The 21,425-nt window shown below is 68.6% G+C and carries 22 protein-coding genes and 1 other RNA gene; 14 read left to right on the top strand and 9 right to left on the bottom strand.

The features are described from left to right. Nucleotides 1–17: 17 nt before the first annotated feature. Nucleotides 18–114: signal recognition particle sRNA small type (ffs, locus tag QRN67_RS04950), an RNA gene on the bottom strand. 184 nt (nucleotides 115–298) lie between these two features. On the opposite strand from ffs, the gene dnaX reads away from it, so the two are divergent. From dnaX to QRN67_RS04910, 8 genes are all read left to right on the top strand, one after another. After that, nucleotides 299–2,155, top strand: a complete 1,857-nt coding sequence (gene dnaX, locus QRN67_RS04945) for a DNA polymerase III subunit gamma/tau (RefSeq protein ID WP_285410855.1) — start codon at nucleotides 299–301, stop codon at nucleotides 2,153–2,155. Nucleotides 2,156–2,210: 55 nt separating this feature from the next. Next, nucleotides 2,211–2,543, top strand: coding sequence for a YbaB/EbfC family nucleoid-associated protein (locus QRN67_RS04940; RefSeq protein ID WP_007836669.1), 333 nt, complete (start codon nucleotides 2,211–2,213; stop codon nucleotides 2,541–2,543). A gap of 7 nt (nucleotides 2,544–2,550) precedes the next feature. Further along, nucleotides 2,551–3,141, top strand: coding sequence for a recombination mediator RecR (gene recR, locus QRN67_RS04935; RefSeq protein ID WP_285410841.1), 591 nt, complete (start codon nucleotides 2,551–2,553; stop codon nucleotides 3,139–3,141). Nucleotides 3,142–3,168: 27 nt separating this feature from the next. Beyond that, on the top strand, nucleotides 3,169–3,561 hold the full coding sequence (locus QRN67_RS04930; protein WP_285410839.1) for an MAPEG family protein: 393 nt from the start codon (nucleotides 3,169–3,171) through the stop codon (nucleotides 3,559–3,561). A gap of 136 nt (nucleotides 3,562–3,697) precedes the next feature. Further along, nucleotides 3,698–4,735 (top strand): ABC transporter substrate-binding protein, encoded by a 1,038-nt coding sequence (locus tag QRN67_RS04925; RefSeq protein WP_081266267.1) that lies wholly within the window; start codon nucleotides 3,698–3,700, stop codon nucleotides 4,733–4,735. Nucleotides 4,736–4,790: 55 nt separating this feature from the next. Then, nucleotides 4,791–5,606, top strand: a complete 816-nt coding sequence (locus QRN67_RS04920) for an ABC transporter ATP-binding protein (protein ID WP_285410838.1) — start codon at nucleotides 4,791–4,793, stop codon at nucleotides 5,604–5,606. Beyond that, nucleotides 5,606–6,448 carry an ABC transporter permease gene (locus tag QRN67_RS04915; protein WP_285410836.1) on the top strand — a complete coding sequence of 281 codons (843 nt, stop codon included), beginning with the start codon at nucleotides 5,606–5,608 and terminating at the stop codon, nucleotides 6,446–6,448. The genes QRN67_RS04920 and QRN67_RS04915 overlap by 1 nt, the downstream gene beginning before the upstream one ends. 75 nt (nucleotides 6,449–6,523) lie before the next feature. Next, nucleotides 6,524–7,708 (top strand): low temperature requirement protein A, encoded by a 1,185-nt coding sequence (locus tag QRN67_RS04910; protein WP_106934289.1) that lies wholly within the window; start codon nucleotides 6,524–6,526, stop codon nucleotides 7,706–7,708. Between the two features lie 18 nt (nucleotides 7,709–7,726). Here QRN67_RS04910 and QRN67_RS04905 read toward each other — a convergent pair whose 3' ends face one another. Next, nucleotides 7,727–9,316 (bottom strand): transglycosylase SLT domain-containing protein, encoded by a 1,590-nt coding sequence (locus QRN67_RS04905; RefSeq protein WP_285410834.1) that lies wholly within the window; start codon nucleotides 9,314–9,316, stop codon nucleotides 7,727–7,729. Then, nucleotides 9,313–10,092 carry a hydroxyacylglutathione hydrolase gene (gloB, locus tag QRN67_RS04900; protein WP_285410833.1) on the bottom strand — a complete coding sequence of 260 codons (780 nt, stop codon included), beginning with the start codon at nucleotides 10,090–10,092 and terminating at the stop codon, nucleotides 9,313–9,315. The genes QRN67_RS04905 and gloB overlap by 4 nt, the downstream gene beginning before the upstream one ends. Between gloB and QRN67_RS04895 the strand changes: the two genes are divergently transcribed. Genes QRN67_RS04895 through QRN67_RS04885 form a run of 3 tightly spaced genes read left to right on the top strand, consistent with a single transcriptional unit; the run spans nucleotide 10,091 to nucleotide 11,867 of the window. Continuing rightward, nucleotides 10,091–10,861: a class I SAM-dependent methyltransferase gene (locus tag QRN67_RS04895; RefSeq protein WP_285410831.1), complete on the top strand. Its 771-nt coding sequence runs from the start codon at nucleotides 10,091–10,093 to the stop codon at nucleotides 10,859–10,861. The genes gloB and QRN67_RS04895 overlap by 2 nt on opposite strands. 35 nt (nucleotides 10,862–10,896) lie before the next feature. Then, nucleotides 10,897–11,346 (top strand): ribonuclease HI, encoded by a 450-nt coding sequence (gene rnhA / locus QRN67_RS04890; RefSeq protein WP_285411148.1) that lies wholly within the window; start codon nucleotides 10,897–10,899, stop codon nucleotides 11,344–11,346. Nucleotides 11,347–11,375: 29 nt separating this feature from the next. Beyond that, entirely contained in the window at nucleotides 11,376–11,867 is a 492-nt protein-coding gene (locus QRN67_RS04885) for a GAF domain-containing protein (protein ID WP_285410829.1), read from the top strand. A 15-nt stretch (nucleotides 11,868–11,882) separates the two neighbouring features. On the opposite strand, the gene moeA is transcribed toward QRN67_RS04885, so the two are convergent. From moeA to QRN67_RS04865, 4 genes are all read right to left on the bottom strand, one after another. Then, nucleotides 11,883–13,193 carry a molybdopterin molybdotransferase MoeA gene (moeA, locus tag QRN67_RS04880; RefSeq protein ID WP_285410828.1) on the bottom strand — a complete coding sequence of 437 codons (1,311 nt, stop codon included), beginning with the start codon at nucleotides 13,191–13,193 and terminating at the stop codon, nucleotides 11,883–11,885. Between the two features lie 4 nt (nucleotides 13,194–13,197). Then, the gene (mobA, locus tag QRN67_RS04875) at nucleotides 13,198–13,857 is read right to left on the bottom strand and encodes a molybdenum cofactor guanylyltransferase MobA (protein ID WP_285410826.1); all 660 of its coding nucleotides are present in this window, start codon (nucleotides 13,855–13,857) and stop codon (nucleotides 13,198–13,200) included. Beyond that, nucleotides 13,854–15,002, bottom strand: a complete 1,149-nt coding sequence (gene moaA, locus QRN67_RS04870; RefSeq protein ID WP_285410825.1) for a GTP 3',8-cyclase MoaA — start codon at nucleotides 15,000–15,002, stop codon at nucleotides 13,854–13,856. The genes mobA and moaA overlap by 4 nt, the downstream gene beginning before the upstream one ends. A gap of 89 nt (nucleotides 15,003–15,091) precedes the next feature. Then, nucleotides 15,092–15,793: a hypothetical protein gene (locus tag QRN67_RS04865; RefSeq protein ID WP_285410823.1), complete on the bottom strand. Its 702-nt coding sequence runs from the start codon at nucleotides 15,791–15,793 to the stop codon at nucleotides 15,092–15,094. Nucleotides 15,794–15,989: 196 nt separating this feature from the next. Between QRN67_RS04865 and QRN67_RS04860 the strand changes: the two genes are divergently transcribed. Together QRN67_RS04860 and QRN67_RS04855 are read left to right on the top strand one after the other, a co-directional pair. Next, a complete protein-coding gene (locus tag QRN67_RS04860; RefSeq protein ID WP_285410821.1) occupies nucleotides 15,990–16,625 on the top strand; it encodes a superoxide dismutase in 636 nt (211 codons plus the stop codon). 11 nt (nucleotides 16,626–16,636) lie between these two features. Further along, the gene (locus tag QRN67_RS04855; RefSeq protein WP_285410819.1) at nucleotides 16,637–17,557 is read left to right on the top strand and encodes a ZIP family metal transporter; all 921 of its coding nucleotides are present in this window, start codon (nucleotides 16,637–16,639) and stop codon (nucleotides 17,555–17,557) included. Nucleotides 17,558–17,672: 115 nt separating this feature from the next. Here QRN67_RS04855 and QRN67_RS04850 read toward each other — a convergent pair whose 3' ends face one another. Further along, the gene (locus tag QRN67_RS04850) at nucleotides 17,673–19,106 is read right to left on the bottom strand and encodes an aldehyde dehydrogenase family protein (protein WP_285410817.1); all 1,434 of its coding nucleotides are present in this window, start codon (nucleotides 19,104–19,106) and stop codon (nucleotides 17,673–17,675) included. Nucleotides 19,107–19,161: 55 nt separating this feature from the next. Further along, nucleotides 19,162–19,719: a peroxiredoxin gene (locus tag QRN67_RS04845; RefSeq protein ID WP_081266282.1), complete on the bottom strand. Its 558-nt coding sequence runs from the start codon at nucleotides 19,717–19,719 to the stop codon at nucleotides 19,162–19,164. Between the two features lie 129 nt (nucleotides 19,720–19,848). Here QRN67_RS04845 and QRN67_RS04840 point away from each other — a divergent pair, with 129 nt between their 5' ends. Then, nucleotides 19,849–21,423, top strand: coding sequence for a phospholipase D family protein (locus QRN67_RS04840; RefSeq protein WP_285410814.1), 1,575 nt, complete (start codon nucleotides 19,849–19,851; stop codon nucleotides 21,421–21,423). Nucleotides 21,424–21,425 lie beyond the last annotated feature (2 nt).

Here is a 21,425-nt window from a genome sequence, read left to right as displayed (position 1 = left end):
ACGAAGCTGCGGAAGAGGTTGACGAGCCTTACCCCTGGCACTGACTACGCAGTTAGGGCTGCTTGGTTCCCCACCTGACCCGGTTGGCCACTTCACCATGCAGGGAGGCCCGTCAGCGCTTATTGTAACCCCCCAGGATGCGCGCACTTCGTGTCGCTTCTCCTTCCCCCCTGCTGGGGGCGACACCTGAGGCCCGGCGAAGCCGGCTCCTCGGTGTCCCGCGAAAAGACGGGGGCTTTTTTGTTTGCGGGGGTGACGCGGGCTTGGGAGCGACGCCGCGCCTTTTAGAATGCCCGCAATGTCTTATCTCGTGCTCGCTCGCAAGTTCCGCCCGAAAACCTTCGGTGAGATGGTCGGCCAGGGGCATGTGGTGCAGGCGCTCGAGAACGCGTTGACGACGCAGCGCCTGCATCACGCCTATCTTTTCACCGGCACCCGGGGGGTCGGCAAGACCACGGTCTCGCGGATCCTGGCGAAGTCGCTCAACTGCCAGGGCCCGGACGGGCAGGGCGGTATCACGGCCACGCCGTGCGGCGTCTGCCAGGCTTGCCGCGACATCGATTCCGGCCGCTTCGTCGACTACACCGAGCTCGACGCGGCCTCGAACCGCGGTGTCGACGAGGTGCAGTCGCTGCTCGAGCAAGCCGTGTACAAGCCGGTGCAGGGGCGCTTCAAGGTCTTCATGATCGACGAAGTGCACATGCTCACCAACACCGCGTTCAACGCGATGCTGAAGACGCTCGAGGAGCCGCCCGAGTACCTCAAGTTCGTGCTGGCCACGACCGATCCGCAGAAGGTGCCGGTGACGGTGCTGTCGCGCTGCCTGCAGTTCAACCTGCGGCCGATGGCGCCCGAGACGGTGCTCGAACACCTCACGAGCGTGCTGCAGACCGAAAACGTTCCGGCCGAGCCGCAGGCGCTGCGCCTGCTGGCGCGCGCGGCGCGCGGTTCGATGCGCGACGCGCTGTCGCTCACCGACCAGGCCATCGCATTCGGCAACGGCGAGCTGGTCGAGGCCGGCGTGCGGCAGATGCTCGGCAGCGTCGATCGCGGCCATGTGTTCCGCCTGATCGAGGCCCTGGCACAGGGCGACGGCAAGACGGTGGTCGAGACGTCCGAAGCGCTGCGCGTCGACGGCATGTCGGCCGCGTCCACGCTGGAAGAAATGACGGCCGTCCTGCAGGCCATGGCCGTATTGCAGGCCGTGCCCTCGCGCGCCGAGTCGGCCGACGCCGCCACCGACCCCGATGCCGCCGACACCGCGCGCCTCGCCGCGCTGATGCCTGCCGACGAGACGCAACTGCTCTACAGCCTCTGCCTGCACGGCCGTGGCGAGCTGGGCCTGGCACCCGACGAGTACGCGGCGCTGACCATGGTGCTGTTGCGGCTCCTGGCCTTCAAGCCTTCCAACGCGGCTGCTTCGACAGCCTCCACGGAAAAAAAAACTCTGAATGAAGCCGCGGCTGCCGCGCCGCAGGCGCCGGCACGTGCCCCGGCACCCGCTCCAGCCCCTGCGCCGGTCGTGCGTCCGCCGGCCGAAACGCCGGCTGCCATGGCCCCCGCGCCAGCCCCGACATCGCCAACGGCACCGGCAGGGCAGCGCCTCGCCGTGGTCGACGAACCCCGCCGCCAGCCCGAGCAGCGCCCCGAGCCGCCCGAAACACCCGCCAAGGTCGTCGGCGTGCCCATTCGTGTGCAGCCTCCGCCCAGTGCGCGCGATGTTCCTCCCGCCGAAGGCTCGCAGCGCGTTCCCTACACGCCCATTCCCCAGAGCGAAGACGGCGATTTCTGGCATGCCACGGTCACGCAACTGGTTGCATCCGAAGCCATCAACGCCCTCACGCGCGAACTGGCGCTGCAGTCGCAGCTGGTGGGCCGCGACACCGACCAGTGGATGCTGCGCATCGAGCGCGAGACGCTCAACCAGCCCTCCAGCCGCGAAAAGCTGACGGCCGCGCTCAACGGCCTCGGTCACGAGGTCAAGCTCACGATCGAGATCGGCGCCGTGGTCGACAGCCCGGCCCGCCGCAACAGGCAGGCCGCCGACGAGCGCCAGCGCGTGGCCGAGGAGGCCATCTACAACGACCCCGAAGTGCAGGCGCTGATGCGCGACTTCGATGCGAAGATCGTCCCAGGAACCCTGAAACCGGCCTGAGCTTTCGTCTCTCTTATCCTTCTCCCATTTTCCAACCCAACAATCAGGACCAACGATGTTCAACAAAGGACAACTGGCCGGCCTCATGAAGCAGGCGCAGGCAATGCAGGACAACCTCAAGAAGGCCCAGGAAGAACTGGCCCACATCGAGGTCGAGGGCGAATCGGGCGCCGGCCTCGTCAAGGTCGTCATGACCTGCAAGCACGACGTCAAGCGCATCACCATCGACCCGAGCCTGCTGGCCGACGACAAGGACATGCTCGAAGACCTGGTGGCCGCAGCCTTCAACGCCGCCGTGCGCAAGGCCGAGGAAACCAGCGAGCAGAAGATGGGCAAGCTGACCGCCGGCATGCCGGGCCTCCCGCCCGGCATGAAGCTGCCGTTCTAAGCGGTACATGGCCGACGCCAGTTCGCTCGACGCCCTGGTCGATGCGCTGCGCCGCCTGCCCGGTGTCGGCGTCAAGTCGGCCTCGCGCATGGCTTTTCATCTGCTGCAGCACGACCGCGACGGCGCGCAGCTGCTCGCGCGCGCACTGCAGCAGGCCGCGGGCAACGTGCGGCACTGCGAACTCTGCAACACCTTCACCGAAGCGCCGATCTGCAGCGTCTGCATGGACTCGCGGCGCGACGCGAGCAAGCTCTGCGTGGTCGAGACGCCCGCCGACCAGGCCGCGCTGGAGCGCACCGGCGCATTCCGCGGTTACTACTTCGTGCTGATGGGCAAGCTCAGCCCGCTCGACGGCATCGGCCCCAACGACATCGGGCTGCAGAAGCTCTTCAACCGCGCGCTCGACGGCACGGTGAGCGAAGTCATCCTCGCCACCAACTTCACCGCCGAGGGCGAGGCCACCGCGCACGTGATCGGCGAAGCGCTCAAGCAGCGTGGGCTGACGGTGACGCGTCTGGCGCGCGGCGTGCCGGCCGGCAGCGAACTCGAATACGTGGACCTCGGCACCATCGCGCACGCGCTGGTGGACCGGCGGTAGCCACGCCGTCGCCGGAGACAAGACGACATGACTTTTTCACTGCTCACGGTTGCCTACTGGTGCGTGTTCATCGCCTGCGGCCTGCCGTACCTGGCCGCATGGATCGCCAAGGCGGGCAGCTTCGGTCCGCGCGACAACATGCAGCCGCGCGAATGGGCCGCCAAGCAGAGCGGCTGGCGCGCGCGTGCCAACAGCGCCCAGGCCAACAGCTTCGAAGGACTGCCGTTCTTCATCGGCGCCGTCATCATCGCGCACCAGCTTGGCGCGGCGCAGGGGCGGCTCGACATGCTCGCCGTGGCCTACGTGGTGCTGCGCGTGATCTATATCGGCCTCTACATCAAGGGCATCGGCGGCGCGCGCAGCGCGGTCTGGGCGCTCGGGTTCCTCGTTAACGCGGCGATCCTTTTCATCGGGCGATAGCCTCGTGCGCAGGGCCTTCTGGAGGCCTTCATGCTTACGTGAAAACCCGCACGGGATGACCCCGATGCAGTCGCGTGATGCGGCCCCTAAGCTCGATTCAGTCCAGACGAATCACAGAGCCTCCAGGCACCGTTTCATGCTCCATCGCCGCGCCCTCATTTCCGCCTCAGCCATTGCCGCCGCAACCATCGCGTTGCCGCGTGTCTTTGCGCAACAGGCGAAGCTGGAGAAGACCAAGGTCTCCATCGCGGTGGGCGGCAAGGCGGCGTTCTACTACCTGCCGCTGACCATCTCCGAGCAGCTGGGCTACTTCAAGGCCGAAGGGCTGGACGTGGAAATCTCCGACTTCGCCGGCGGCGCGCGTGCGCTGCAGGCCGTGGTCGGCGGCTCGGCCGACGTGTGCTCCGGCGCGTACGAACACACCATCAACCTCCAGGCCAAGAACCAGTTCTTCCAGGCCTTCGTGCTGCAGGGCCGCGCGCCGCAGATCGCGGTGGGCGTGTCGACCAGGAACATGGCCGGCTACACCGGCATCCAGGATCTCAAGGGGAAGAAGATCGGCGTCTCGGCACCGGGCTCGTCGACCAACATGGTGGCCAACCTCGTGCTGTCGCGCGGCGGGCTCAAGGCCAGCGACGTGAGCTACATCGGCGTGGGCGTGGCGGCCGGCGCGCTCACCGCGCTGCGCTCGGGCCAGATCGACGCCATCAGCAACACCGACCCGGTGATGACGATGCTCGAGCAGAAGGGCGACGTGAAGATCATCAGCGACACGCGTACGCTCAAGGGCACGCAACAGGTGTTCGGCGGCACGATGCCGGCGGCCTGCCTGTACGCGTCGGCCGATTTCATCCAGAAGAATCCCAACACCTGCCAGGCGCTGGCGAACGCCATCGTGCACGGGCTCAAGTGGCTGCAGACGGCAGGGCCGGGCGACATCATCAAGACGGTGCCGGAGACCTACCTGCTCGGCGACCGCGCGCTTTACCTCGCGTCCTTCGACAAGGTGCGAGAGTCGATCGCGACCGACGGCCTCGTGCCGGCCGACGGCCCCAAGACCGCGCTCACCGCCATCGCCAGCTTCGACACCACGGTGAAGGCCGACAAGATCGACCTCGCCAAGACCTACACCAACGATTTTGCAAGGCGCGCGAAAGACAGATTCAAAGCCTGATTCCGAACGTCCCCGCGACCCGGCTCAGGCCGGGTTTTTTCTGCCCCGTCCGACCATGTCCGACCACGCACTCGAACTCCTCTCCATCAGCTGCACTTTCCATTCGAAGGACGATCCGGGCCAGCGCTACACGGCGGTGGCCGACACCACGCTGCGCATCAAGGCCGGGGAGTTCGTGTCGGTGGTCGGCCCCACGGGCTGCGGCAAGTCGACGCTGCTGAACGTGGGCGCGGGGCTGCTGGAGCCCTCGTCGGGCACGGTCAAGGTGTTCGGCAAGACGCTGGAGGGCGTCAACGCGCGCGCGGGCTACATGTTCCAGACCGAGGCGCTGATGCCCTGGCGCAGCGCCATCGACAACGTGATGGTCGGGCTGCAGTACCGCGGCGTGCCCGATGCCGACGCGCGCAGGCAGGCCGACGCCTGGCTGGCGCGCGTGGGCCTGTCGGGCTTCGGCGACCGCTATCCGCACCAGCTCTCCGGCGGCATGCGCAAGCGCGTGGCGCTGGCGCAGACGCTGGTGCTCGACCCCGACATCATCCTCATGGACGAGCCCTTCAGCGCGCTCGACATCCAGACGCGCCAGCTGATGGAGAACGAGGTGCTCGACCTCTGGAGCGCGAAGAAGAAGGCGGTGCTGTTCATCACGCACGACCTCGACGAAGCGATCGCGATGAGCGACCGCGTGGTGGTGCTTTCGGCCGGGCCGGCGACGCGCCCCATCGGTGAATTCGCCATCGACCTGCCGCGCCCGCGCGACGTGGCCGAGGTGCGCACGCAGCCGCGCTTCGTCGAGCTGCACACGCAGATCTGGGAGGTGCTGCGCGACGAGGTGCTCAAGGGCTATGCGCAGCAACTGAGGAAGGCCGCCTGATGTCGCGCGCTCACTTCGGCCTCAACGAGCGCAATGCGCGCTTCTGGCAACTGGCGCTGCTGGCGGTGATTCTTGTCGCGTGGCACCTGGCTTCGCGCAACCAGCAGTTCGCTTTCTTCGTGGGCGAGCCGATCCAGGTGGCGGGGCGCATCTGGAGCTGGTTCCTGCCGTTCGATGTGCCGGCCAATGCGCTCTTTCCCGAAGGTCTCAAGGGCAACGCCGACATCTACCTGCACCTGGGCACCACGCTGCTGGAGACGGTGCTGGCCTTCGGCATCGGCACGGTGCTGGGCCTGGCGTGCGGGCTGTGGCTCGCGCTGGCGCCGACCGCGAGCCTGATTCTCGACCCCTACATCAAGGCCGCCAACTCGATGCCGCGCGTGATCCTCGCGCCCATCTTCGCGCTGTGGTTCGGCCTGGGCATCTGGAGCAAGGTGGCGCTGGCCGTCACGCTGGTGTTCTTCATCGTGTTCTTCAACGTGTACCAGGGCGTGCGCGAGGTGAGCCCCGTGGTGCTGGCCAACGCGAAGATGCTGGGCGCCAACCAGCGGCAGCTGCTGCGTACCGTGTACCTGCCGAGCGCGACCAGCTGGGTGTTTTCCAGCCTGCACACCTCGGTCGGGCTGGCTTTCGTCGGGGCGGTGGTGGGGGAGTACCTGGGCTCGGCGCGGGGCGTGGGCTATCTCATCCTGCAGGCGGAGGGCACCTTCGACGTCAACACGGTGTTCGCGGGCATCGTGGTGCTCACGGCCTTTGCGCTGGTGCTCGACGGCATCGTCGGGCTGATCGAGAGGCGCCTGATGAAGTGGCAGCCCAAGACGGGCGAAACCGAGAAGCTCTAGCACCCCTCGTGCGATGATCCCGCGCGGCGCGCCGCAGCGACAAGGAGCGCCGCAACGACTTCACAGGGGTAGAGCATGAGCCACGACAACAAGCGGGCCACGACCTTGCGCTCGCGCAGCGAGGCCGCCAGGGTCTCGAACGAAGAATTGTTCTTCGACCTGGTCTACGCGTTTTCCGTCACCCAGCTGTCCCACTACCTGCTCGACCACCTCACGCTGCCGGGGGCGCTGCAGACGCTGGTGATGTGGTTCGCTGTATGGCTGGGCTGGCAGTACACGGCCTGGACCACCAACTGGTTCAACCCCGGCGCGCTGCGCATCCGCGGCGTGCTGTTCGCGATCATGCTGCTGGCCATGGTGATGGCCTCGGCGCTGCCGGGCGCCTTCGCGGAGCGGGGGCTGGTGTTCGCGCTGTGCTTCGTGGGGATACAGGCGGGGCGCACGCTGTGCATGTTGATCGCCATCGGCCCCAACGATCCGCTCACGCCGAACTTCCGTCGCCTGCTGGCATGGAACTGCGTGGCCGGCGTGTTCTGGATCGCGGGCGGTTTCGCGCAAGGCGAGGCGCGCCTTGCGCTGTGGTTCTGCGGCGTGCTGTGCGAGTACGTCGCACCGATGATCGGCCTGCGCTTTCCGGGCCTGGGCCGTTCGCTGACGAGCGACTGGACCATCGATGGCGGCCACCTGGCGGAGCGCTGCCAGCTCTTCGTGATCGTGGCGCTGGGCGAGTCGGTGCTGGCCACCGGCATCGCGTTCGGGCACCACGCCGAATGGCATGGCGCAGACCTGTTCGCGCTGATGGTGGGCTTTTCGGGCAGCCTGGCGATGTGGTGGATGTACTTCGACACCAGCGCCAAGGAGGCGACCCATGCCATCGAGCATTCGGCCGACCCCGGCGGCATCGGCGCCAAGTTCCACTACACGCACGTGATCCTGGTGGCGGGCATCATCGTGTGCGCGGTGGCCGACGAGCTGACGATCAACGAGGGCTCGCACCACGCCGAGCTCAAGTACCTCGGCGCGCTGATCGGCGGGCCGGCGCTCTACCTGTTCGGCAATGCGCTGTTCAAGCGCGTGGTGCGCGGCTTCTTGCCGCAGTCGCACCTGTACGGGCTGGGCCTGCTGGCCGTGCTCGCGGTGTTTGCGCCGCACCTGTCGGTGATCGTGGTGGGCACGCTCACCACGCTCGTGATGATTGCCGTGGCCGCGCTGGAAGCCGTGGTGCGCCGCAGGGCGTGGGCCGCGACGCCCACGCACTGACGAAAGCTGCGCCTTTTATCAGCGCTTCTTCTTTGCCGGCGCGCCGCCGCGCTTCTCGCGCACCACCTGTTGCTTGCTGCTCGCGGGCACCTTGGCGATGTTGGCGCCGCGAGCCGCCGTGGGCCTTGCCGCCTGCTTCGACGATGCCGCCACATGGCCGCGTGCGGGCGGAATGCCGGTGCCCACGCGCGCCGCGACGGTCGCGCGGATCGGCAGGTACACCACCACGCTGTAGCCGCGCTTGAACGCGTGGTTGGGCTTCACGTCGTTCCATTCGGCGACGGCGGCGGGCTTGAGGTTGTAGCGTCGCGCAATGGAGGCCACGTTGTCGGCGCGGCCCGCCTTCACGGTGGTGCGGCGGGTGACGATCTCGGGCTGGAAGCTCAGGTGGCCGCCGTCGGCCACCACGGCGGCCACGTCTTCCTTCACGCGGGCGCCGCGCGGCACGATCAGCGTCGAGCCGGCCTTGATGAGCATGCGCGGCGGCACGTTGTTGATGGCGCGCAGGTCGGCTTCGCTCATGCCCGAGCGTTGCGCGGCGTCGGCCACGGTCATCGTGTTGGGCACGACCCAGGCGGTCCAGCTGGCGTACTGGCCTTGCGCGTAGGCGTCGAAGTTGCGCTGGAACACGGCCGCGTTGTCCCACGGCAGCAGGATCTGCGGCGTGCCGGCGGCAATGAGCACAGGCTTGTGCGCGGCCGGGTTCAGCGCGCGGAAGTCCTCCAGGCGAACGTCTGCCAGCTTGGCGGCCAGCTCCACGTCGAGGTCGCGCGTGAGCGTGACGGTTTGGAAGTACGGGTGGTTGGCGATCAGCGGCAGCTCGGTGTTGAACGCCTGCGGGTTGGCCACGATGTTCTTCACGGCCTGCAGCTTGGGCACGTACATGCGCGTCTCGGCGGGCATGGTGAGGTCGCTGTAGGTGGTGGGCAGGCCCAGGCGCTGGTTCTTGGCGATGGCGCGGCTCACGCTGCCTTCGCCCCAGTTGTAGGCGGCCAGGGCCAGCTGCCAGTCGCCGAACATGCCGTAGAGCTTCTGCAGGTAGTCGAGCGCGGCGCGGGTGGAGGCCACCACGTCGCGGCGGTCGTCGCGGAAGATGTTCTGCTTCAGGTCGAAGTCGGTGCCGGTGGCCGGCATGAACTGCCACATGCCCGCTGCGCGCGCGCTTGAGATGGCCTGCGGGTTGAACGCGCTCTCGATGTAGGGCAGCAGCGCGAGCTCGGTCGGCATGTTGCGGCGCTCGAGCTCCTCGACGATGTGGAAGATGTACTTGTTCGAGCGCTCGGTCATGCGCTGGATGTAGTCGGGCCGGCTGGCGTACCACTGCTCGCGGTCGCGCACGAGGTCGTTGTCCAGGTCGGGCATCTTGAAACCGCGGCGGATGCGGTCCCACATGTCGGCGGGCGGCGCGAGCGTGACGACGCTCTGCGAATGGGCCTGGCTGGTGGCAAGCGGGGAGAGGGCGTCGCGCGGGTAGACGGGGCTTGCGCTGCCGCCGGCGGTAGCGCCGGCTCTGGGGGAGGAGGAAGACGGTGTGGAGCTGTTGTTCGTGCCCGCGCAGCCCGCGAGCACCAGTGAACCTGCAAGGCAGGTGGCAGCAATCAGTTTCATCGGAAGTCGTTTTTCCATTGGCGCAGTGCGGCGAACACATCGGCCTCGGCTGCATCTGCAGCCAGCTCGGCGTGGGCACGCACCGCTCGAAGGACAGTGGCTTCGCGGCTGCGAAGAAAGGGGTTGATCAGGCGTTCGGTCGCCAGTTGCGAAGGCAGCGTGGGCTGCCCCTGTGCGCGCAGGCTTTCGCAGCGCGCGTTGTAGTGAGTCAGATCGGCGTTGGCCGGTTCCACTGCAAGGGCGAAACGCAGGTTAGAAAGTGTGTACTCGTGGGCGCAGCAGACGCGCGTGTCGCCGGGCAGCGCCGCGAGCGCGTCGAGCGAGGCCAGCATCTGCGCGGGCGTTCCCTCGAAGAGGCGGCCGCAGCCGCCCGAGAAAAGTGTGTCGCCACAGAAGAGAAGCGGCGCCTCGGAAGGCGCCGCCGGCAGGAAGTAGGCGATGTGCCCGGCCGTGTGGCCCGGTACGTCGATGACCTCGAAGCGCAGGCCCAGTGCTTCGGCCACGTCGCCCTGCACCAGCGGCGTATACGGTTCGGGGATGCGCTCGCGCGCGGGGCCCCACACCCGGGCGCCGGTGGCGGCGTGCAACGCCCCCACGCCGCCGGTGTGATCGGCATGGTGGTGCGTGACTAGAATCGCGGCCAGCTGCAGCTTGTGGCGCGCCAGCGCGTCGAACACCGGTTGGGCGTCGCCCGGATCCACCACGATGGCGTGGGACCCGTCGTGCAGCATCCAGATGTAGTTGTCGGCAAAGGCGGGCAGCGGAACGAGGGTCATGAGCGTTCAAATTATAGGTTTGCAGGATTGGTTCGCGACCCCCCCGGGGCGCTACCTTCTGGCCTGGGAGCAGGCCCAGTTCGATCAGGCGGTGGCCGATGTCTTCGGCTATCACGCGCTGCAGCTGGGCGCGGCGGAGGTCGACGGCCTTCGCACCAACCGCATGCCGCACCGCTGGCTCGCGCTGGACGACCCGGCCCGGCGCGGCAAGGCCGCGCTGCTGACCGACTTCGCGGCCCTGCCGTTCGCGGCCAACAGCCTCGATCTCGTCGTGCTGCCGCATGCCCTGGAACTCAGCCCCGACCCGCACGCCACGCTGCGCGAGGTCGAGCGGGTGCTGGTGCCCGAGGGCCGGGTGGTGATCTGCGGGCTCAACCCGGCCAGCCTCTGGGGCATGCGGCAGCGCCGCGCGCACATTTACCGGCGCTTGGGGCTTGGCGATCTTTACCTGCCCGAGGGCGGCGAGTTCATCGGCTACTGGCGCATGCGCGACTGGCTGCGGCTGCTGAGCTTCGAGGTGGAATCGGGCCGCTTCGGCATCTACCGGCCGGCCGTGCGCAGCGAGGCCTGGCTGGAGCGATCGCGCTGGATGGACGCGGCCGGCGAGCGCTGGTGGCCCATCTTCGGCGCGGCCTACTTCCTGGTGGCGGTGAAGCGGGTGCGCGGCATGCGCCTGCTGAGCGCCGACTGGCGCCGCGCCGGCGCGCGGGCCAAGGCGCCCGTGCCCATCGCGGGCAAGGTGCATCGCGGCGAGCCCGACAAGAATTGAAAATGAACGAATCGAATGAAGAAGGAAAAGCCAGTTTGACCGAAGTCGTGATCTATACCGATGGTGCCTGCAAAGGCAACCCGGGCCCCGGGGGCTGGGGCGCATGGCTCAAGTCGGGTGCCACCGAAAAAGACCTGTTCGGCGGTGAACTCGACACCACCAACAACCGCATGGAGCTGACCGCCGTCATCGAAGGCCTGGCCGCGCTCAAGCGGCCGTGCAAGGTGGTGCTGTACCTCGACAGCCAGTACGTGCGAAAGGGCATCACCGAGTGGATCCGCGGCTGGAAGGCCAAGGGCTGGGTCACGGCCAGCAAGCAGCCCGTGAAGAACGTCGAGCTCTGGCAGCGGCTGGACAAGCTGGTGACCGAGGGCGGCCACCAGATCGAATGGCGCTGGGTCAAGGGCCACTCGGGCGACCCCGGCAACGAGCGCGCCGACATGCTGGCCAACAAGGGCGTGGACAAGGCGCTGGGGCGACTCTGAACCGCGGCGCAACCCCCGATAATGGGCGCATGACTGAATCTTCACGCTTGGCGGAACTGCACCGCGTGGCCATCCTCGACACCAGCGAGGAGGCCGCCTACGACGAGATCACGCGTCTGGCCGCCCAGTTGTGCGGCACGCCCATCGCGCTCATTTCGCTGATCGACGAGCGGCGGCAGTGGTTCAAGTCGCGTGTCGGTCTCAAGGCGTCTGAAACGCCCCGGGAACATGCGTTTTGCGCGCATGCCATCGCCGCCCCGGCGGAGGTCATGGTGGTCGGCGACGCGCTCGAGGACGAGCGCTTCAAGGCCAACCCGCTGGTCACGGGCGACCCCAACATCCGCTTCTATGCCGGCGCACCGCTCGTCATGAGCAACGGCGAAGCGCTGGGAACGGTCTGCGTGATCGACACCCGCCCGCGCACGCTGGACCCGGAGCTGCTGGAGCAGCTGCGCTTCCTGGCGCAGCAGGTGGTGACCAAGCTCGAAGAGCGCGCCCGCGAGCAGGGCGGCTCGGCGTAGATTGCCGAAAGGCGGCTAGATCACGCCGTCGAACATCATCACGTCGACCTCGTCGCCCGCCGCGACGCTGCCCTGGCCGTGGCGCAGCACAACGAGCCCGTTGGCCTCGACCATCGAGCTCAGCACCCCCGAGCCCTGGTTGCCCGCCACGCTGACTTCGGGCAACGCGCCGGGCACCATCCTGACGAAACCCCGCTGGTACTCGGTGCGGCCCGGCTTCTTGCGAAGGGGCGTCGCGGTGCGCGCGCGCAGCAGCGGAGGCGGTGCCGACGCGGCTTCGTGGCAGCCCATCATGCGCAGCAGGGCCGGCCGAACGAAGGCAAGGAACGTGACCATCACCGCCACCGGGTTGCCCGGCAGGCCGAACAGCACGGCCGGCCGCGGCGAGCTTTCACGCGGGATCAGGCCCACGGCCAGCGGGCGGCCGGGGCGCATCGCAACGCGCCAGAAGGCCATGTCGCCCAGCTTCTGCATCACGTCGCGCGTGTGGTCGGCCACGCCCGCGCTCACGCCGCCACTGCTGACGATGGCGTCGGCCTCTCGCGCGGCGCGTTGCAATGCCGCGGCGAGCGTGGCGGGGTCGTCGCGCACCAGGCCCAGGTCGACGATGTCGCAGCCCAGCCGGCTGAGCAGGCCGAACACGGTGTAGCGGTTGCTGTCGTACACGGCGCCTTCGCGCGGTGCGTCGCCCAGGCTCAGGATCTCGTCGCCGGTCGAAAAATACGCCACGCGCAGCCTGCGCAGCGCAGGCACGCCCGGCAGGCCCAGGCTGGCGACCATGCCCAGCGCGGCGGGCGACAGGCGCTCGCCCTTGCGCAGCGCGGGCTGGCCCTGCATGAGGTCTTCGCCGGCAAGGCGGCGGTTGGCGCCACGGCGCAGCACGCGCGCGGGAAAGCTCACCTTGTCGCCGTCGACCTTGCAGAACTCCTGCGGAACCACGGTGTCCAGCCCCGCCGGCATCATCGCGCCGGTCATGATGCGCACCGCGTCGCCGGCCGCCAGCTCGCCCCGCCAGGCCGCCCCGGCCAGCACGGTGCCGGCCACGCGCAGCGTGACGGAAGCGTCGATGGGCGCGTCGGCGGGCAGCACCGCGCCGTCGAAGGCGTAGCCGTCCATCGCGGAGTTGTCGTGCGGCGGCACGCTGATGGGCGAGACGATGTCTTCGGCCAGCACGCGGCCCAGGGCGTCGAACAGCGAGACGCTTTCGCGCTGCGTGACAACGGCCTTGGCCGTCAGCTGCGAGAGAAAGGCATGGACGGCCTCGACGCTCAGGTCGGCGGCGTCGTAGCCCGAAAGGGTGGAGGCGATGTCTGCGATGCGACTCATGGGCTCATCTGTTTTCGAGTGCGTGCAGTTCGGCAAGGGTGTTGGCGTTGAAGAAGGCGTCGGGCGCGTCGCCCGGCCGGTCGAAGGGTACGCGCACGGTGCGGTGCTGCGCGGTCCAGGCCTGGACCTTGCGGCCGCCGGCTGCGGTGTAGCGCCGCAGGCTTTCCAGCAGGTCTGCGCGCAGCAGGCAGAAGACCGGCTGGGGGCGCAGCACGGGGGCGGCGTCCCCAGTCCCGGAGGCTTCGGGCGCGACGGGCATCGCGATCTCCGCGTCGCCTGTGGCGGCCGCTTCGGCCAGCCGCGCGGCCAGGTCCGGCGGGAACAGCGGGGTGTCGCAGGGCACGGTCAGGAGCCAGGGCGTGCGGCTGTGCGCAAGCCCGGTCAGGAAGCCCGCGAGCGGGCCGGGGTAGCCGGCCAGGACGTCGGCATGAACCGGCGCGCCGAAGGCCTCGTAGTCCTGCAGGTTGCGGTTGGCATTGAGCATCAGCGTGCCGACCTGGGGACGCAGCCGGCGTATGGCATGCAGCGCCAGCGGCTCGCCGTTGAACGGCTGCAGCCCCTTGTCGATGCCGCCCATGCGCGAGCCGAGGCCGCCGGCCAGCAGCAGCCCGGTGATGTCGGCTGGCGCGATGGCGTGCGCGGGCATGGCGGGCGCCTGCGTCATCCGCCGATGTAGCTCATCTCGACGCGGCGGGGTGCCTTGTCGCCGGCAGCGTCGTCGGCGTCTGTGGTGCGCAGGGCGCGCAGCTCGGAATAGCGGTCGGCGCGGCCCTGCCAGATGTGGCCGATGGCGGAGGCGATGTCTTCGTCGCTGGCGGTGCCGCGCAGCAGGGGGCGCAGGTCGTGGCCGGCGCTGGCGAACAGGCACAGGTAGAGCTTGCCCTCGGTCGAAAGGCGCGCGCGGCTGCAGTCGTGGCAGAAGGCCTGGGTGACGCTGCTGATGACGCCGATCTCGCCGCCGCCGTCGGCATAGGCCCAGCGCTGTGCGGTCTCGCCGGGCGCGCTGGCCTGCAGCGGCACCAGCGGGAACTCGGCATGGATGCGCGCAATGACCTCGGCCGAGGGCAGCACCTCGTCCATGCGCCAGCCGTTGGTGGCGCCCACGTCCATGTATTCGATGAAGCGCAGCACCACCTTGCCGCCATGCTGCTCGCGGAAGTAGCGCGCCATCGGCAATATCTCCTGCTCGTTGGTGCCGCGCTTGACCACCATGTTGACCTTGATCGGGCCCATGCCCGCGGCCAGCGCCGCGTCGATGCCGGACAGCACGTCGGCCACCGGAAAGTCGACGTCGTTCATATGGCGGAACACGGCGTCGTCCAGGCTGTCGAGGCTCACGGTCACGCGCTGCAGGCCGGCGCTCTGGAGCGCGACTGCCTTGCGCCGCAGCAGCGAGCCGTTGGTGGTGAGCGTCAGCGCCAGCGGCTCGCCGGCGGGCGTGCGGATCTCGGCGAGCTGCGCGATCAGGCCCTCGATGTTCTTGCGCAGCAGGGGCTCGCCGCCGGTCAGGCGGATCTTGCGCACGCCGTGGCTCGCGAACAGGCGGGCCAGCCGGGTCATTTCCTCGAAGCTCAGCAGCGCGCTGTGGGGCAGGTACTGGTAGTCCTTGTCGAACACGTCCTTCGGCATGCAGTAGCTGCAGCGGAAGTTGCAGCGGTCGGTCACGCTGATGCGCAGGTCCGTCAACGGCCGGCCCAGCCGGTCCAGCAACTGGCCGGTGGCGGGTACGGCGATTTCCGGCACGGCCACGGCGGGATGCGCGCGGCCGACCGTGGAGATCGGGATGACAGTGCTGCTGCTGTGCTTCATGTGGGGTAGGGGGAGGGCCCGATTTTGCGCCATCGCCCATGGGCCCATTGGCTGCAGGCTACTTGCGCCCGCCGCGGTGCGCCCGGGGGTTATCCCCTGCAGAGCTTCAGGTTCGTGCGGGCGGCGCGCACCACGGGCAGGAAGATCTCGGCGTCGGCGGGCGGATAGTTTTCCTTGATGCCGTCGTCGGTGCGGGCGGCGTCCTCGGCCAGCGGCTGCAGCGTCTTGAGGCAGGCCGCGCGGTCATTCAGCTTGAACTGCGTCAGCGCGATGTCGTTGCGTATCCAGTCCTTGGTGATCCAGTCGAGCGTCTTCTCGCACTCCGAAAGCACCGGCGACAGGGTGGCCAGGGCGGTCGAATAGTCTTTCGAGTCGTACTGGCGCTTGAAGCTCTTGCGCGAACTGGCCACCGCCTTGTCGGTGCAGGCCGGGGTGGGGCGGGTGTAGGTGCCTTCGAAGGTGGCGCGCATGCCGCAGTTGTCGCGGCATTGCTCGTCGCCGTTGGTCGAGACCGCCACCTTGTCGGCGTTGACCGCGAAGCTGACCACGCAGCCGCTGTCGGCCAGCTTCGCCTTGCCGCGCACGATGGTGCCGTCGAGCGCGCAGGTATGCGCGTTGGCGCCGATGGTGGTGATGTCGAAGCGCCCGTCGGCCTTGACGCGGAGGGCGCCGCTGCCGCCCTCGTAGATGTAGTCGCCGGCCGGCGGCGTGGAGACCTGCGCCGAGGCCGGGCCGGCGCCGAGCAGCAAGGCAAGCGCCATTGCCAAGGGCAGGGTGTTCTTGAATTTCATCGTTGGAATCTCCCGGGGAAACGTGCCGCGGGGCAGTGTATCGATCGTTGCCGGAAGTTTTCCGGCGCTGGCCGGTTTTCGCCATCCCCGACGAGATGTCTTGACGGAGCCAATGAGAATTCCTATCATTTGAGCGCCTGAATACGCAGCACGTCGACGACGCAAAGGGCTCTTCCAACCAAGGAGCCTCCCGACCGTGCCGTACTCCCTCCCAGCCTTGCCCTATGCCTTCGATGCCCTTGAGCCTCACATCGATGCGCAGACGATGGAAATCCACCACGGCAAGCACCACCAGACCTATGTGAACAACCTCAATGCCGCGTTGAAAGACACGCCGCACGAGGGAAGGCCGGTCGAAGAACTCATCGCCGGCGTCGAGCAACTGCCCGAGCCGCTGCGCGCCCCGGTGCGCAACAACGGCGGCGGCCACGCCAACCACAGCCTGTTCTGGACCGTGATGGCGCCCGTGGGCCAGGGCGGCGGAGGCGCACCCGCGGGAGCGCTGGCCGAGGCCATCGACGCCGACCTGGGGGGCTTCGACGCCTTCAAGGACGCCTTCACCAAGGCCGCGCTCACGCGCTTCGGCAGCGGCTGGGCATGGCTGACGATAGGCCCCGGCGGCAAGCTTGCCGTGGAAAGCAGCGGCAACCAGGACAGCCCGCTGATGCGCGGCATCGGCTCCGGCAACACGCCGATCCTGGGGCTGGACGTGTGGGAGCACGCGTACTACCTCAGGTACCAGAACCGCCGCCCCGAATACATCGCGGCCTTCTACAACGTGGTGAACTGGGCCGAGGTGGCCCGGCGCCACGCCGCCGCAACCGGCGGCTGAGGCGCGCGGCCATGAACGAGCCCCGGCAGGTGGGGGTGGCGGGTACGCGGGCCAGGCCCGCCCGCCCGACGCGCGAGTGGATCGGCCTTGCCATCGTCGCCGCCGGCGCGCTGGTGGGGCTGTCGCGGTTCTGGACATTCGTGCGCGGCGACCCGATGGTGTGGAACGCATTGCTCGGCGGGTCGGTCGCGGCGCTGGCCACGGCGCTCGGCACGCTGCCGGTGCTGTTCTCGCAGAAGCTGCCCGAGCGGCTGCAGGACACGCTGTTCGGCTTCGGTGCCGGCGTGATGCTGGCCGCCAGCGCCTTCTCGTTGATCATTCCCGGCCTGGAGGCGGCCAGGAACGTGGGCGTTTTCGGCGGCGGCAGCTGGGCGGCGGGCGGCGTGATCGGCTCGGCCATCCTGCTCGGCGGCGCCGCGCTGATGCTGATGGACCGCGTGCTGCCGCACGAGCACTTCATCAAGGGCCGCGAAGGCCAGACGGCGCGGCAGCTGCGGCGCACATGGCTCTTCGTGTTCGCGATCGCGCTGCACAACGTGCCGGAGGGGCTGGCCATCGGCGTCGGCTATGCGGCCAACAACGGGCTGCGGGCGGATGCGCTGGCCACCGGCATCGCGATCCAGGACGTGCCCGAGGGGCTGGTCGTGGCCGTGGCTCTGCTGGCGGCCGGCTACAGCCGGGTCTTCGCGGTGCTGATCGGCATGGCTTCGGGGCTGGTCGAGCCGCTGGGCGCCGTGCTGGGCGCGGCGGTGGTCGGCCATTCGGCGATGCTGCTGCCCTGGGGGCTGGGCTTCGCGGCAGGCGCGATGCTGTTCGTGATCAGCCACGAGATCATTCCCGAATCCCACCGCAAGGGGCACGAGGCCTTCGCCACCAGCGGGCTGATGGTCGGCTTCGTGCTGATGATGCTGTTAGATACCGCGTTGGGGTAGGGCCCCCTTCGCAGGACACCGCGGAACCGGCTTTGCCGGGCCGCAGGTGTCGCCCCCGGCGAGGGGGGTGGCGAAGCGACACGAAGTGCGCGCAGCCTGGGGGAGCGCCAAGGTACTAGCCGTGCTTGACGGCCACGGTTTTCAGCGTGGTGAAGCCGTAGAGAGCCTCGAAGCCCTTTTCGCGGCCGTAGCCGGAAGACTTCACGCCGCCGAAGGGCAGCTCGACACCGCCGCCCGCGCCATAGTTGTTGATGAACACCTGGCCGCTGCGCACGCGCCTGGCCATGCGGAACTGGCGCGAGCCGTCGGCCGTCCACACGCCGGCCACCAGGCCGAACTGCGTGGCGTTGGCAAGCGCCACGGCCTCGTCCTCATCGGCGAACTGCATCGCCGCCAGCACCGGGCCGAACACTTCTTCCTGCGCCAGGCGATGGTCCACGGGCACGTCGCGCAGCAGGGTCGGCGCCTGGTAGAAGCCGGTCTCTGGCGCTTCCTCGACCACGATGCCCTGCGCCACCATCGGGATGCCGGCATGTTGTGCATCGCTCAGGAAATCCCACACGCGCTGCTGCTGCGTCTGGCGGATCAGCGGGCCGACGTCGAGGTCCATGGCGGCGGGGCCCACGCGCAGTGCCTCGAAGGCGTGGCCCAGGCGTTCGAGCAGCGGCTCGTAGATGCCGCGCTGGATCAGCACGCGCGAGCCGGCCGAGCAGGTCTGCCCGGCGTTCTGCACGATGGCGTTGATGACCACGGGAATGACCGCGTCCAGGTCGGCATCGGCGAACACGATCTGCGGGCTCTTGCCGCCCAGCTCCAGCGTGACCGGGCAGTGCCGCTCGGCCGCCACCTGCTGGATCAGCGTGCCGATCTTCGGGCTGCCGGTGAAGCTGATGTGGTCGATGCCTTCGTGCCGCGCCAGCGCGTCGCCCACCTCGTGGCCGTAGCCGGTCACGATGTTCAGCGCACCGGCCGGGAAGCCGACCTCGGCCGCCAGCTGCGCCACCCGGATCAGCGAGAGGCAGGCGTCTTCCGCCGGCTTGACCACGCACACGTTGCCCGCCGCCAGGGCGCCGCCCACGCTGCGCCCGAAGATCTGCATCGGGTAGTTCCAGGGAACGATGTGGCCGGTGACGCCGTGCGGTTCGCGCCAGGTGAAGACGCTGTAGCCGTCCTGGTAGGGGATGGTTTCGCCGTGCAGCTTGTCGCAGGCGCCGGCGTAGAACTCGAAGTAGCGCACCAGCGCCACCGCGTCGGCCCGGGCCTGCTTGACGGGCTTGCCGCAGTCGCGCTGCTCGATGAGCGCGAGTTCGTCGACGTGCTCGGCGATCTTCTGCGACAGCTTGTAGAGCAGGCGGCCGCGGTCGGCGGCGCTGACCTTGTGCCACACGCCCTCGAAGCAGTCGCGCGCGGCGCGCACGGCCGAGTCGATGTCGGCGGCGTTGCTGCGCTGGATTTCGTCGAAGGCCTGGCCGTCGGAGGGGTCGATGACCGGCAGGGTGCGGCCGGAGGAGGACGGAACGTCCGCGTTGGCGATGTAGTTGAGCTGCATGGGGCTGGATTTTGCGCGAAGCGCGCAAGAAGCGTGGGCGCCCCGGCCGCCGGCCCTACCTGGCGGCGGCGCTGGCCCGGGGCAGGGCGCGCACGGCGTTCAGCATGCGCTCCACGTGCTTGTCCGGGTTCAGGTTCTGGTAGTAGTAGGCCACCTTGCCGTCCGGTGCGATCACGTAGGAAAGCCGGTTGGCGAAATCAGGCTTGGTCTGCATGAGGGCGTCGAAGCCCTGGATCACGGTCTTCGACTCGTCGGACGCCACCGGAAACCGGCTCTGGCACGACTTGACCGAGAACTTCGACAGCGTGCCGATGTCGTCCGCCGACACGCCGATGACGGTGGCGCCCAGCGCGGCGAACTTGTCGATGGCTTCGGCGAAGGCGTGGGCCTCGATGGAGCAGTCGTTCGAGTCGGCCGCCGGGAAGAAATACACCACCACCGGGCCCTTGGCCAGCGCGTCGGCCAGCGAATAGCGGAAGGTCTTGCCGCCCAGCGCGGCGTCGGCGGTGAAGCGGGGCGCCGGGTCGCCGATGTCGAGCGCGGCCCAGGCGGGGTGCGAAAGCATCGCAAAAACAGCCGTCAAGGCGATGCGTGAGAGGTTCGTTCGGGCCATGATGCAACTCCGCAGCTGTGTGGCCGGAATTCTAGGCTCCAGGGGCGGCGCCTGAAACCGTCACCCCACGGCAGGCGTACGGAACAAGACACGGACACATGGACCAATGAAGCAACGGAAGCACTTTTCATGAACGCCTGGCTTCTACCTTTGCGCATCGCGCTTGCCGGCCTGCTGGTCGCGGCGCTCGGCGCCTGCGGCTCGCTGCCGGTGGCGCGCGAACGGCCCGCCGAGAATTCCGCGGCTGCGGATCCGACCACCTCGCTCGCGAAGATCGTGGCCGCCTCCACCCCGCCCGGGGAGCATTCTGGCTTCCGGCTGATGCCGCTGGGCGTGTACTCGCTCGACGCCCGCATCCAGCTTGCCCAACGGGCCCAGCGCTCGCTGGTGGTGCAGTACTACCAGCTCGAGAACGACGCCGTGGGCCGCCTGCTGCTGCGCACCCTGCGCGAAGCGGCGGCGCGCGGCGTGAAGGTGCGGGTGCTGGTGGACGACCTCTACACCGTCAAGAGCCAGCAACTGCTGCTCGCGCTGTCCGAGACGCCGAACGTCGAGGTGCGGCTGTTCAACCCGTTCTGCTGCGGGCGCAACGGCTTCCTGTCGCGCTTCGCGGCGTCGCCGTTCGAGATCGGGCGGCTCAACCACCGCATGCACAACAAGCTCTTCATTGCCGACGGCGCGATGGCGGTGGTGGGCGGGCGCAACATCGCCGAGGAATATTTCGTGCTGAACGAGGCGCAGAACTTCATCGACATGGACGCGCTGGTCGTCGGCAAGGTGGTGCCGCAGCTCGAATCGATCTTCGACGCCTACTGGAACAGCGTGCAGGTCTGGCCGATTGCCGACATCGTGGCGGGCGAGGGCGGCCGCAAGCCGGGCACCGCCGATTTCGACGAGTGGGTGGACATGGCCGCGCCGCCGCCGAAGATCGTGCTGCCGCCGTCGGACATCCTGGGCTACGGCCCCATCGCCGAAGAGCTGGACGGCGGGCGCATGGGCCTGCTGTGGGGCGAGGCCCGCGCCATTGCCGATCCGCCCGGCAAGCCAGCGACCATGACGGCCGACGAAGCCATCGCCACCAGCGTGACCATGCAGGTCTGGGCGCTGATGCTCGACGCCAAGACCCAGGTCGACCTGACCTCGCCGTACCTCGTGCCCGGCGAGCGCGGCATGGCCGCGTTCCAGGAACTGACCCAGCGCAAGGTCAAGCTCACGCTCGTCACCAACTCGCTGGCCGCCAACGACGAGCCGCTGGTGCACACGGGCTACGCGCGCTACCGCGAACGGCTGCTGCAAGCGGGCGCCGACCTGTACGAGCTGAGCCCGCAGCGCACCAGCGCGGGCGAGCGCTTCGGCATGTTCGGCAAGTCGCTCGGGCGGCTGCATGCCAAGACGGCGGCCATCGACAAGACGCGCATCTTCATCGGCTCCATGAACCTCGACCCGCGCTCTGCCAGCCAGAACACCGAGATGGGGCTGGTGGTCGACAGCCCGCAGCTCGCGCGCGAGATGCTGCGGGTCATCAACATCAGCAAGCTGCAGAACTCCTACCGGCTGCGGCTGGCCAAGGGCACCGGCACGCTGCAGTGGCTGACCAACGACGGCGAGAAGGAAATGATCCTGACCTCCGAGCCGGAGTCGAGCTTCTTCCAGCGCTTCTACAACATGCTCATCGCGCCGGTGGTCCCCGAGATGCTGTTGTAGCC

The sequence above is a fragment of the Variovorax sp. efr-133-TYG-130 genome, from assembly GCF_030208835.1.
Taxonomy (GTDB): Bacteria; Pseudomonadota; Gammaproteobacteria; order Burkholderiales; family Burkholderiaceae_C; genus Variovorax.
Note: the sequence above shows the minus strand (reverse complement) of the source record. Positions and strands in the feature narration are given on the sequence as shown.